Genomic DNA, 12769 nt, shown 5'->3' with positions numbered 1-12769 from the left:
TCTAATTTTGGGGAAGCTTACACCAAATGAAATTTTTCTGACATTTTGTCGTAAAATAGATCATGAGAACTGCTTATAATTGCTTAATTTTCGTTCAAATTTAGAAAGATGAAATTCGGATAAGTAGAAAACCCAGAATTGGTTAATTTTACATTGCCAAAAACGCCAAAAGAAACGATTGATTTGTTGAATAAAGCTGATAAATCAGATAATTTCGAAGTATATGTAGGCTGTGCAAAATGGAATAAGCAAGATTTGAAGAATTTTTATCCGCCTAAAACAAAAGATGAATTGAGTTATTATTCAACGCAATTTAATAGTATCGAGCTAAATGCGACATATTATCGTTCGCCAAGTAAAGAAAATGTCGAAAGTTGGGCAAATAAAACTCCAAAAGATTTTAAATTTTTCCCGAAAATTCCACAAAGTATTAGTCATTATGGACGATTGCAAAATGTGACAGATAAATTGAATCAATATTTGGATGCAGTTGCGTTATTTGAAGAAAAATTAGGAATGATTTTCTTGCAAATGCACGAAAATTTTGCGCCAAAAGATTTTGAAAAATTAGAAAATTTCATTCAAAATTTTCCGAAAGGTTATCCGTTAGCTGTAGAACTTCGTCATGAAGATTGGTTTTCGAACGAAGAAAATTTTAATCGATTAGTTTCGTTATTAGAAAAGCATAACATTTCAAATATCATTGTTGATGCGGCGGGTAGGAGAGATATGGTGCATATGCGATTGACTTCGAATGAAGCTTTTGTGCGTTTTGTTGGAGCAAATATTCCATCCGATTATGAACGTTTAGATGAATGGATTGAAACAATTAAACTTTGGAAAGCAGAAGGTTTGCAGAAATTGTATTTCTTTATTCATCAAAATTTAGAGTTAGAATCGCCAATGTTAGCCAAATATTTCATCAAAAAATTAAACGATGATTTAGATTTAGACATTCGTGGTCCACAAGATGAATTGACGTTGTTTTAAGTGAAAATTAGCAAAAATAATTCTTTAAACCTCGATTGTTTCAACTAATTTTGCAGAACAAATAAAACAAAAGATTCTTCTCAATTATGAAACAATTTACTTCGGTTTATGATGTAGAAAACATCGACGAATTACTAAAAACAGCCTTAGAAATTAAAGCAAATCCTTATGCTCAACAAGAAGTTGGTAAAAATAAAACAGTTGGTTTGATTTTCTTTAATCCAAGTTTACGTACACGTCTAAGCTCTATTAAAGCGGCTTATAATCTTGGAGCAAATGCTTGGGTTTTGAATGCTGGAGCAGATTCTTGGACATTGGAAATGGCTGATGGTGCTGTGATGAACGGAGATACGCAAGAACATATCAAAGAAGCAATTCAGGTAATGAGTGCGTATTGTGATGTTTTAGGCGTTCGTACTTTTCCGAAATTAGTAGATCGTGATGAAGATTATAACGAAATCATGTTCAATAAAGTAAAAGAATTATCTTCTGTTCCTGTTGTCTCTTTGGAAAGTGCAACTTTACATCCATTACAGTCTTTTGCTGATTTAATTACAATTGCAGAAAAAACGGGTTATACGCCTGGGACAAAACCTGAAAAGAAAGTGAAAGTTGTGATGACTTGGGCGCCGCATCCACGTCGTTTGCCACAAGCTGTTCCGAATTCTTTTGCGCAATGGTTTTCTAAAGTAGATTGGGTAGATTTTACAGTTGTACAACCAAAAGGTTTGGAGTTAGATCCAAAATTTACTGATGGAGCAACGATTGCTTATGATCAAGATGAAGCGTTGAAAGATGCTGATTTTGTCTATGCAAAAAACTGGTCTTCTTTTGAAAATTATGGTCAACCGAATGATGGTGATAAGGATTGGGAAGTGACAATGGATAAAATGAATTTGACAAATAACGGAAAATTTATGCATTGTTTACCAGTTCGTCGCAATGTAGTAGTATCTGATGAAGTTTTAGATTCTGATCGTTCTATCGTAATTGATGAAGCAACGAACCGAATTTTCTCAGCTCAAACTGTTTTCCACGAGATTTTGAAGAATAAATAGATAAAAAAACAAGGCTAAAGATTAAATTTTAGCCTTATTTTTTTTCAATCTCATTCAATTATGAAGAAAGAAAATTCTACAAATTCTATTAATGATAAATATTTAGAAAACTTTTGTAACGCTTACAAGGTTTTATCCTTAATCACTGGTAGATGGAAGGTTTCAATAATTTTTACTTTAAAGGAAACTACAAAAAGTTATTCTGATTTGAAATTAGAATTTCCTAATCTTACTGATAGAATTTTGACAAAACAATTGAAAGAATTGCAAATAGATCATTTGATTGAGAATGAAAAAGATAAAACAAAATCAATTTATAAGTTATCTTCAAAAGGAGATAAAGTTTTATCACTATTAGAAAATATCAATAAATTAGATTTATAAAAATTTAAAAATGTACATTTTCTAAAAATTCAATAACCTCTCCATTAGGACTATAAACAAGACTATTACGAACATTAACCGGTTTTTTATCGTTACTTAATAAAAGTTCGTGAACACCTTTACTCAAATCAAAAGCTCCATTTTTTATTGCCTCTTCTCGAGCTTTTTCTGCATCTTTTACCATAAAACAAATATGTAAGATTGAATTTTCAATGTATTCATCATCCGCTTGCCTTTTTCTACCTTGAGTTGGAATTTCAGCATCTTTATCAAATAATTCGATGTAACAATTGATATTTTTATTGTAAATCATTACAGCTTTTTTTAACTTAAAAGAAGGCAATGACCATGAATGAACCTCTTCAAAACCTAAAGAATCATAAAATTTCAATGTTTTTTCAAAGTCATTTACTTTTAAAGAATAATGATGAAAGGCTACTATATTTTCTGCTAAAATCATGTTTAATTTTTCTGTAAAATTAGTATGGTTGACATCTCTTTACAAGAACTTACAAAATTGTTAGTTGGAGTTTTTTAAGAAAATATCATGCAACTAAAGAAGAATATCAATTTCTTCAATCATCCAATCAAAAACAAAAATTTAGGAAAGAATTTTATTGATTGCAATTTTGTATCTTTGAATAAAGATTTACAAATGGCAGATTATATCAGAATTCATCCAGAAAATCCACAAGAAAAAGCGATTGATCAAGTGGTTAAGATTCTACAAAATGGAGGTTTAATTATTTATCCTTCCGACACTGTGTATGGATTAGGATGTGATATTACGAATATCAAAGCGATGGAAAAATTGGCACGATTGAAAGGTGTTAAATTAGAAAAATCTCATTTTTCTATTGTTTGTAATGATCTAAGCCATTTGTCTCAATACACTTTGCCAATTGATAATAGTACGTTTAAGATTTTGAAACGCGCTTTACCAGGGCCATTTACATTTGTCATGAATGCATCGCGCAATTTACCTGTCGCTTACAAAGGAAAAAAAACGGTTGGTATTCGTGTTCCAGATCATGCTGTTCCGCAAATGATTGTCGAAAAATTAGGAAATCCTATTGCCTCAACTTCTATTTATGATGAAGATGAAATTGTTGAATATACAACAGATCCTGAATTGATTTTTGAGAAATGGGAGAAACTTGTGGATGCTGTGATTGATAGTGGTTATGGAGATAATATTGCGTCTACTATTGTTGATATGACAGATGGAGTAGAGGTTTTACGTGAAGGTAAAGGTGATATTGAAGATTATTTATAATTTATTTTTAAGAAAAAACTATGAAAATATTACTTTCTCCAGCGAAGATGATGAATTTGGAAATGAATGCTAAATGGAGAGCAACAACACCTCAATTTTTGGAACATTCACAAGAAATTATGGATGTTATGAAAGAAATGAGTACAACTGATCTTGAAAAATTAATGAAAATTTCGAAAGACATTGCAGAAATGAATGTGGAGCGTAATCAGGTTTGGAATGTTAAACCTACTGCGAAACAAGCTATTCCAGCAGCTTTAGCTTTCAAAGGTGAAGTTTATAGAGGTTTAAATGCTGAAACTTTAGATGATGAAGCATTTGATTACTTTAATAAACATACTTTTTTGTTATCTGGGCTTTATGGAATGTTGCGTCCTTCTGATAAAGTAATGTTGTATCGATTGGAAATGGGTTCTAAATTAGATGTTCATGGTTCGAAAAATTTGTATGGTTTTTGGAAAGAAATTTTGACACCTTTTCTAAATTCGAAACTAAAAAAAGGAGAATTTATCTTAAATTTAGCAAGTAATGAATATGCTAAAGTTTTGGATAAAAAATCGTTAAAAGTTCCGATGATTGATGTAGAGTTTCAAGATTACAAAAACGGTGAATTGAAAAAAATCATGATGTATTTTAAACATGCTCGTGGTGCAATGGCGCGTTATTGTGCAGAAAATAAAGTTGAAACTTTGGATCAAGTGAAAGCATTTGACGTGGATGGTTATCGTTTTGATGAGAACCTTTCTACCGAAGAAACTTTGGTATTTACAAGATAATGACTAAAAAAAATAATAACTTGAAGACTGCTTTATTAGTAGTCTTTTGTTATTTTTAAATCATATATGAAAGAAAATTTTATCGATAAATTACCCATCAAAATTATTTACTCGTTCCAATCGCTGATTGAAGAATTAGAACGATCTGAATACAACTTTGGAGAGTTTAAAGCTTTTTTAGAATATCTGAAAGCTACTCGACCAGAGTTGATTGATGGTGTTGAAACATTTGAAGATTTTCAGAAAATTATCAAAGATGTTGAGCCAATTATTGAGAAAATTATTCCAAATCCATTTGTAAAATATAATTTAAAAGCGATAACTTTTCCCTTTTCAGATAAATTTATTTTTGCAACGGATCGACTTAGAGAGTTGATTGATAATAATGAATCACGACTAAAATTCAATTTTGAAGATTTAGATTATGATACATTATATAAGTTTTGTTGTTGCTTCATCTTATCAAAATATTATCATAAAAATTTAGATTTTAATTTATCAAATCAGTTGGTGATAGACAATCAAAATGGCTACAGAACTTATCTTGGTACTGATATAAACCATGATTATTTTCGTATTTATCCATCTGAAGATAAATTTAAATTGACTGAAGATGAAATTGAAGAGTTGTTGAATAATTATGAAGATACAGCTTTGTGGATGAGAAAAATTCCAATTGGATCTTGGATTGCAAAAGGGTTTAATCTTGTTTCATTTTTTGATAATACGACTGAAATTGCACTTTCTAACTTAAAATCTAAATTATTATCTTATGGAGAACCTTTTAATATTGTTCGAAATGATATTATTTCTGCATTAAAATCTATTTTTAGAATCAATAATTTAGAAGTCGGTTTTTCGGCTTATAATTCGGATAAAAATCAATTGGAAATTAGTCATTTATTACAATTGAATGATAGTTTATTGATTGATAATCATAAAAAAATAAAACTGAATGAAATTTTTTGTGCTGATTTAGAGAACAAAATATCGAAATCAGATTATTATGTTGTTTCTAATATTGACGCTGCTTTGGAGAAGTTTCCGCAAGATAAAATGTTGAGAATGGCAAATGAATCTGGTTTGAAAAGTTTGATTCTTTACCCATTGAAAAACGGAAAATCTCATTTAGGTATTTTAGAAATAGGTTCGAAAGAATCTGGAGTTTTCAATCGAATTAATGCAAACCTTTTGCGCGAAATCACGCCTCTTTTAGAAGAATCTATTTATCGCTATACGGTAGAGTTTGAGAATCAAATCAATGCTTATATACAAACCGAATATACGTCGTTGCATCCAAGTGTAGATTGGAAATTTAGAGAAAAAGCTCGCGAACATATATTGCATCCGGGAAACACAAAACAAAAATCGCAGATTTCTTTTCAAAATGTATATCCAATTTATGGTGAATTGGATGTGAGAAATTCGTCAGTGATTCGAAATCAATGTTTAAAAATGGATTATACTAATCAGATTAATTACTTGATTTTGATTTGTAACGAGTTATATAATCGTACAAAAAAGAATAAATTTTTGGATTATATTGACGATTTGACTGATTTTTTGCAACGAATAGATAATGTAGATAAAATCTATTTCGAAAGCGAATTATTTGATTACATTACGTTGCATATTCATCCTGAAATTCCCAAATATGTAAAGGACAATGAGAAATCAATTATCGAAGAATATCTAAAAAAGTTAGATTCTACAACGGGATTATTTTACGTAGAACGCAAAAAATTTGACCAAACAATTGTAATGACAAATTCACTTTTGTCGAACAAATTAGACACTTTTCAGAAAGATGCTCAAGATGTATTTCCGCATTATTACGAACGTTTCAAGACAGATGGAATTGATTACAATTTGTATGTTGGGCGAAGTATTGCGCCGTTCAAAAAATTCTCCTATCAAAATATTCGAGAAATTAGATATTGGCAACTACAAGCGATGATAGCCTTGGAACAATCTTACAAAGAAATTCAGAAAAAAACACCATTAAAAGTTGAGGTTGCTTCGTTGATTTTTGCAACGAATACCACTTTAGATATTTTGTTCAAATTAGATGAGAAACGTTTTGATGTTAATGGATATAACAATGCAAAATATGAAATAATCAAGAAAAGATTGAGTAAAGCTTTTGTGAAAGGAACAAATGAACGAATCAATTTGCCACACAAAATTTGTATTATTTATACCGTAGATATCCTAAAAGAAGAATACTCAAATTATATCAATTTATTAATTGATAAGAAATTTTTGAAAAAAGATGTTGAATATTTGGAAATTGATGATTTGCAAGGTATAAGTGGTTTGCAAGCAATTAGAGTTTCGATTAATTATAAAAATAAACTCGAAAAATATACAAAAATAGAAGAATAAAGAATGGAAAAAGATGATGTATTGCTTAATATTTCGATAGATAGTACTGTCGAAAATATTTGGAAAGTTTTGACTGATGAACAAGCGTTTAATGAATGTTTTGAAAACATAAAAATGACTTGTAACGATTGGAAAGTAGGAGAGAAGATAAAGTTTGTATCACAAAAAAATAATGAAACGTTGATAGATGAAGCCTTGATTACATCAATTATGGAGAATGAACGTTTGCGATATAATTATAAAAAACAAAATACAGACCATGAGATTGAAGTGATTTTTAACTTGAAAGTTTCGGGTAATTTTACTTATCTATCAATTGAAGGAAAAGATTTTGCGGATGATTTTGAGCGCTCGCATTCAGAAAATGCGTGGATAAATATGATGCAAGCAATCAAGAAATATGTACAAAAAAAATAACCTTCAAATTTTTGAAGGTTATTTTTTTATATGTTAAAATCCGAAATTCAATCCAAAAACGATTCGTCCCGGATCTTCACCTTTAAAGTATGAAACTGTTGCGGTAATAGATTGTGCTCCGTTTATCCAAAGTCCGCCACCCATAGATGAATGCCATTTATTTGAGTCTTCTCCGTTTAACCAAACTCGTCCATAATCAGCTCCAACAAAAACGCCTAATCGCAATGGAACAACGGCTTTGAAACGTAAAGCATCAAATCGTAAATCAGATGTTTGTAAGAAAACTTTGTCTCCAGCAAAACGACCTAATCGATAACCACGTAAATCTTGATCTCCACCTAAATTAGCCATTTGGTAGAATTCCATAAAATTACCCCAAACTGCTTTACCTTTTAGCATAGAAGCAACTGTTAATCTTCCATTTGCAGAAATTTTGTGCGTAAAACCTAAATTAAGTTCTGTGTAAAAATGATTACGTTCAAAATCTGTCAAGTTAGAAATCCATTTCGCATTAGCTAAAAATGTCATGCCTAATTTTGGTAATGATTCGTTATCGTAATTTTTGAACAAATATTTAGCTCCAATTTCTCCGAAATGTTGTCCTTTGAAAACGTCTCTATTAATTGATGGGAAATCTTCGACAATACGATCTTTATTCTCTTCAATCTTTTTGTAACTATAAATCGCAGAAAAATCTAAACGCCCATTGTTATTCATAATCTTGAAAATAGATGGTCCAATACTATAACTTTCTAATCGAACACGGTTATAATCCATTCCAATTTCTTCTTGATTATTCACGGTTTCGTTTCCTAAGCCAAAGAAATTTGTACTATAAGTTGGACTCGTGTAAGCAGCATTAAGGTCTAAATTCCATTTGCCCAAAGCTTTTGTAAACGTTCCTTTGTATTTTGCATCCCAACCGCCTGTCGCAAAATAATAACTTAATTGCAAATTGTGACGTTGCGAATATGGTTTACGATCAAAACCGTTGACAGTGTAGGTTGGCGATAAACCAATTTTTATTCCATCATCAGGATTGTAGCCGATATTAGGTAACATCGTAAAGAAATTATACATCGGTTGTTTGTAATCGTATGTATTAACCTCGTAATCGTTGACAAAATTTTTCGACGTTAAAAAGGTAGATTCAGATGCATCGCTTCCGTTAGCGTAATCATATACTTTTACTTTTGCCGAACGTTTTACTTCGTACACATCATCGTCAATTCCTCCAATAATTCGAACTAAAATAGCATTGCTCGGTTTTCCTTCAACTTTAAATTTATCTTTTCCGTTTAATCCATATAAACGAATTTCTTTCGTTTCTTTTTTATCAAAATCTTCATCAAGAATTAAAGTTCGATTTTGTCCTGAATAGATTTTTACATTTGTTTTTCCTTTTGGTAAACGAGTGATCACAAAATCTTCATCTTCGTCTGTTCCTTTCAGAATGACTAATTTGCGAAGAACTTTATTATATTCTTCAGCAAATTTTTCTAATTTAGATTTTCGAGCAATAAGATTATTAATGACTTCTTGATCATATTCTTGTTTTGTTTCTTCAGGAATTAATTCAAATGATTGTTTGATATAATCATCACTCAAATTATCTTGAATATATTTTGCTTCTTTTTTCCATAAATCAAGATTGGATGATTCTAAAATGGCTAAATCCAACGGGTAAGGTTCTCTGTTGAACCATTTTACACTTTTGATATCATCTTTGTAATCTTGCATATGTCTAAGCGGAGGAATTTTCATAATCAAATGAAAGAAAAGTCCGTCATAACGTGGAAATGCTTGATCTCTATCACGTGGAATTGGTTTGTAAACAGTTTGATTATTTTCTTTGTAAACGCCCCAACGCCATTGATCAGAATGTCGATCCCAATCACCAACTAACATATCAAAAAGTCGAGCACGAATGTAGGCTTGTTTATCTACAACAACATCTTTGTTTTTGTGAATTGCAGCCAACATATCATCTGTACTAACAATATCTTTTGGTTTTCCGAAAACACCATCTTGATACCCAGACATTGGTCGCTCTTCTATCATGTATAATTCATCACCAAAATTCTCATTATATTCTTTCAAGGCTTCTTGTTTCGGAACATAATATAATTTTGGCGTAGAATGCATAATATTGATCGGTTTCATCAAATTAGCAACTGTTAGTGGATAATATGGATGATTGGTTGTATAGAAATCCATCAAAAATTTTTCTGTGAACGAATCTTCAAACTCATCTGCAACATATTTATTTTTAAATGCAACTTGCTGAATGAATTGCGTGGCACTTTTCTTCACCGATCGCATATTGTATTCTTCACCTTTCGCATTCACCAATCGTAAACTTTGCGTTTGATGTCCACCGCCCATTCTAACAGGGGTTAAACCTCCATTTAGCTGACTTAAATTAACGGTATTAGCAGTAATTGTTTGACCATATGTTCGACGATAATGGCGACCAAAAAAGAATTTATACGGATCAGATTTACGTGTATCTTCTAATGGATATACACTTGTTTCTTTCGTTTTCGGCATTTTTTTGTCATCATAAACTTGAGCCAAATATTCCTTTTTCTTTTCTGTAATTTGTTTTGCTAATAATAATTCGATTCCACCGTCTTTAAAACCATAGAAATTAGCTTTAGAAGCACCATTATCATACAAATCTAAGACAACAAAACCATTATCTCCGTAAGAAAAATCGTTTTTACCAACCGCTTTTGCCGATTCTTTTTTAGAACCAGAACCACTGATAATTTGTTTGACATTGTTTTGCTGAATGTATTGCAAGTTGTGATCGTGTCCAGAAACAACAATTACATTATTTCTATTTTCGATAAGCGTTGCAATACGAGAAGCCATCTCTCTGTATTTGAAATTATTAACGTCTTGAGGGCTAAGACCTGTTGTACTTCTTAGTAAATTGATAAAAGATCCAATTACAGGTAATGGAATTTTGAAATTATCTCCTAATGGATAAAACTGTTTTTTGAAATCAAATTGTCCACCATGTGTTCCGTTCGAATATAACGGATGATGCATCGTGATAATAGTTGTTCTGTTTTGATATTTGTTCAATTGCGATTCTAGTTCTTCGAAGAAAGCTTCGCGTGATTTGATATCACATTTTTCATTCAGGCCAGGATGTTTATCCCAATCTTGCAAATACCATTCAGAATCTATCGCAATAATTCCGATGCTATCATTTACATTTATTTTATCAATTGGACATGCATCTTTTGGTAAAAATGATTTTTTATTACCCAATTGTTTTTTGACTAATTTTTCTTGTTCTTTTAATCCTTTTACACCATTCCGCCAATCATGATTTCCTGGAATAAAAAGAGTTTTTCCTTTAAATTCTTTCGCTAAATCAATCTGAAATTGAAGTTTTTCTCTACTTGTTGTATATTCAGCTTTTGTAGAATCTGTTACAATTCCATTTTCGTAAACATTATCACCTAAAAAGAAAAGATAAGAAGAAGAGTCAGCTTTCGCTAATTGATTCTTTAAAATTTCTAAATTTTGTTTATTTTTTGGTTGATCAAGATCTCCTGCATCGCCAATTAAATAGATAGATTGAATTTTATTTCCTTCTACATTTTGTACTTTTTCTGTCTTAATGTTTCTACCATATTGAGGAAGTTGCGTAGCGCAAGATGTCATATAAAGGCAAGAACCTACTAAAGCCAAAAAAGGATAATTCAATTTTTTGTTGTTCAGTGTTGGTAATAATTTCATACATTTAAGCGTTAAAAACTTGTGATGAACCAATTGTTATTAAATATAGAAAACTATGTTTTCAATCTGTTCAAAGATAATCTTTCTTTAGATTTTACGTATCATAATTTTATGCATACTGTAAAAGTTGTAGAAGCTATAAAAACTTTGAGCGCGGAGGAACAAATCTCTACAGATTTACAAGAGAAATTATTAATTGCTGGTTGGTTTCATGATACGGGATATACAAAAACCGTGCAAGGTCATGAAAGTGAAAGTGCAAATATTGCAAAACAATATTTGAACGAGCATAATTTCGACGAAAATTACATCAACGAAGTCCAAGATTATATTTTAATCACAACATTAAATATTGTTCCGAAAAATATAGGTGAAGCAATTGTAAAAGATGCAGATAACTATCATTTAGGACAAACCGAATATCCTAAGATTTCTGAGTTGTTACGTGATGAAATTGCCAAAATTTGTCACAAAGAATTTTCGGACTACGAATGGCATTTAGAAAATAGAAATTTCTTTCTAAATGTTCATCATTTTTATACAGATGCTGCAAAAAAACATTGGCAAAAAGGAAAAGAAGAAAACTTAATTTATACACAAAACAAAATCAAAGAGATAGAGTTGATTGGTGATATTCCCAATAAGTATGAAATTAAGAAAAAGAAAAACGATAAAATTCAGCAACCAGAACGTGGTGTTGATACACTTTTTCGTGTGACGTTAAACAATCATACGCGTTTAAGTGATATTGCAGATAGTAAAGCCAATATCTTATTGTCTGTAAATGCCATTGTGATTTCGATTGCGCTTTCTACTTTGGTTCCAAAATTAGGAAGTCCAAAGAATGAATATTTACTTTTACCTTCAATTGTAATGCTTTTATCAAGCGTTGTTTCAATTATTTTTGCAATTTTAGCAACTAAACCAAATGTAACGTACGAAAGTTTTAACGAAGAAGATATAAAAAACAAAAAAGTGAATTTACTTTTCTTCGGAAATTTTTATCAAATGTCGCTTGATGCCTACGAAGAAGCGATGCAAGAACTGATGAAAGACCGCGATTATTTATATAATTCTATGACAAGAGATTTGTATTATTTAGGAAAAGTTTTGGAAAGAAAATATCGTTTGTTAAGCATCACGTACACAATTTTTATGATCGGAACAGTTTTATCCGTGCTAACGTTTGCTTACGCGATGATCACAAATGTTGCTTAATTATTTCTTTACTTTTTCGAAATCGAACGCAATTTTACTTGATTCATCATTACTAATCTCAGCTTTTAACTGATATCCAACTTTCCAATATTTGATAAGTTTAGGAAAATCATTCTTGTGATTTTCTAATGTAAACGAAATTTTATCAGAATTGATAAATTCAAATTCAGTTGTCACATTTTTAGTTTTGTCCAAGTTAACTTTCAATATCCATTTATCATCAATCTTTGTGATAGTAATATGTTCCTGCGAAATTGTATCATTATTTTTGATTGTAAATCCGCGACCTAAAAAAGTGTTTTTATCAACTTTTTTCCAGTTTTCATACGTTTTTCGATCCGATTTTTCATTCGTCCTAATCCATTCTCCAACCAAAAAATCAAAACTTGGTTTATCAGCAGAAGTTTTAGTTGATTCGCAAGAATTCAGCGAAAAAATAAATAAAATTAGAAAAGTAAATTGTTTCATATTGGTGTGTTTTAGTTTTATTTAGTGTGCTTATCAATTTC

11 protein-coding genes are annotated in these 12769 nt (G+C 30.6%); 8 read left to right on the top strand and 3 right to left on the bottom strand.

Annotation, left to right across the window (positions count from 1 at the left end; translation table 11 throughout):
- The first annotated feature begins 138 nt into the window (after positions 1–138).
- From B3J26_RS05635 to B3J26_RS05625, 3 genes are all read left to right on the top strand, one after another.
- Positions 139–990, top strand: a complete 852-nt coding sequence (locus B3J26_RS05635) for a DUF72 domain-containing protein (RefSeq protein WP_291073679.1) — start codon at positions 139–141, stop codon at positions 988–990.
- Positions 991–1076: 86 nt separating this feature from the next.
- Entirely contained in the window at positions 1077–2048 is a 972-nt protein-coding gene (locus tag B3J26_RS05630; protein WP_291073677.1) for an N-acetylornithine carbamoyltransferase, read from the top strand.
- A gap of 60 nt (positions 2049–2108) precedes the next feature.
- Positions 2109–2432 carry a winged helix-turn-helix transcriptional regulator gene (locus tag B3J26_RS05625; RefSeq protein WP_280062173.1) on the top strand — a complete coding sequence of 108 codons (324 nt, stop codon included), beginning with the start codon at positions 2109–2111 and terminating at the stop codon, positions 2430–2432.
- Positions 2433–2436: 4 nt separating this feature from the next.
- On the opposite strand, the gene B3J26_RS05620 is transcribed toward B3J26_RS05625, so the two are convergent.
- Entirely contained in the window at positions 2437–2892 is a 456-nt protein-coding gene (locus B3J26_RS05620; protein ID WP_280062172.1) for a VOC family protein, read from the bottom strand.
- A 195-nt stretch (positions 2893–3087) separates the two neighbouring features.
- Here B3J26_RS05620 and B3J26_RS05615 point away from each other — a divergent pair, with 195 nt between their 5' ends.
- The 4 genes from B3J26_RS05615 (at position 3088) to B3J26_RS05600 (ending at position 7286) form a co-directional block, all read left to right on the top strand.
- Positions 3088–3708: an L-threonylcarbamoyladenylate synthase gene (locus B3J26_RS05615; protein ID WP_038336126.1), complete on the top strand. Its 621-nt coding sequence runs from the start codon at positions 3088–3090 to the stop codon at positions 3706–3708.
- Positions 3709–3728: 20 nt separating this feature from the next.
- The gene (yaaA, locus tag B3J26_RS05610) at positions 3729–4484 is read left to right on the top strand and encodes a peroxide stress protein YaaA (RefSeq protein ID WP_291073675.1); all 756 of its coding nucleotides are present in this window, start codon (positions 3729–3731) and stop codon (positions 4482–4484) included.
- Between the two features lie 66 nt (positions 4485–4550).
- The gene (locus tag B3J26_RS05605) at positions 4551–6869 is read left to right on the top strand and encodes a hypothetical protein (protein ID WP_291073673.1); all 2319 of its coding nucleotides are present in this window, start codon (positions 4551–4553) and stop codon (positions 6867–6869) included.
- A gap of 3 nt (positions 6870–6872) precedes the next feature.
- On the top strand, positions 6873–7286 hold the full coding sequence (locus B3J26_RS05600) for an SRPBCC domain-containing protein (protein ID WP_280051427.1): 414 nt from the start codon (positions 6873–6875) through the stop codon (positions 7284–7286).
- Positions 7287–7319: 33 nt separating this feature from the next.
- On the opposite strand, the gene B3J26_RS05595 is transcribed toward B3J26_RS05600, so the two are convergent.
- Positions 7320–11042: a metallophosphoesterase gene (locus B3J26_RS05595; RefSeq protein ID WP_291073671.1), complete on the bottom strand. Its 3723-nt coding sequence runs from the start codon at positions 11040–11042 to the stop codon at positions 7320–7322.
- A gap of 24 nt (positions 11043–11066) precedes the next feature.
- On the opposite strand from B3J26_RS05595, the gene B3J26_RS05590 reads away from it, so the two are divergent.
- A complete protein-coding gene (locus tag B3J26_RS05590) occupies positions 11067–12260 on the top strand; it encodes a Pycsar system effector family protein (protein ID WP_291073669.1) in 1194 nt (397 codons plus the stop codon).
- On the opposite strand, the gene B3J26_RS05585 is transcribed toward B3J26_RS05590, so the two are convergent.
- Positions 12261–12728, bottom strand: coding sequence for a DUF6265 family protein (locus tag B3J26_RS05585; protein WP_291073667.1), 468 nt, complete (start codon positions 12726–12728; stop codon positions 12261–12263).
- Positions 12729–12769: the final 41 nt, after the last annotated feature.

The organism is Empedobacter sp. UBA5987 (assembly GCF_002429865.1).
GTDB lineage: Bacteria > Bacteroidota > Bacteroidia > Flavobacteriales > Weeksellaceae > Empedobacter > Empedobacter falsenii_B.
Note: the sequence above shows the minus strand (reverse complement) of the source record. Positions and strands in the feature narration are given on the sequence as shown.

Coding starts and splice junctions, on each gene's coding strand:
- B3J26_RS05605 (WP_291073673.1), top strand. CDS start 4,551: ATGAAAGAAAATTTTATCGATAAATTACCCATCAAAATTATTTACTCG.
- B3J26_RS05595 (WP_291073671.1), bottom strand. CDS start 11,042: ATGAAATTATTACCAACACTGAACAACAAAAAATTGAATTATCCTTTT.
- B3J26_RS05585 (WP_291073667.1), bottom strand. CDS start 12,728: ATGAAACAATTTACTTTTCTAATTTTATTTATTTTTTCGCTGAATTCT.
- B3J26_RS05600 (WP_280051427.1), top strand. CDS start 6,873: ATGGAAAAAGATGATGTATTGCTTAATATTTCGATAGATAGTACTGTC.
- B3J26_RS05625 (WP_280062173.1), top strand. CDS start 2,109: ATGAAGAAAGAAAATTCTACAAATTCTATTAATGATAAATATTTAGAA.
- yaaA (WP_291073675.1), top strand. CDS start 3,729: ATGAAAATATTACTTTCTCCAGCGAAGATGATGAATTTGGAAATGAAT.
- B3J26_RS05630 (WP_291073677.1), top strand. CDS start 1,077: ATGAAACAATTTACTTCGGTTTATGATGTAGAAAACATCGACGAATTA.
- B3J26_RS05615 (WP_038336126.1), top strand. CDS start 3,088: ATGGCAGATTATATCAGAATTCATCCAGAAAATCCACAAGAAAAAGCG.
- B3J26_RS05590 (WP_291073669.1), top strand. CDS start 11,067: ATGAACCAATTGTTATTAAATATAGAAAACTATGTTTTCAATCTGTTC.
- B3J26_RS05620 (WP_280062172.1), bottom strand. CDS start 2,892: ATGATTTTAGCAGAAAATATAGTAGCCTTTCATCATTATTCTTTAAAA.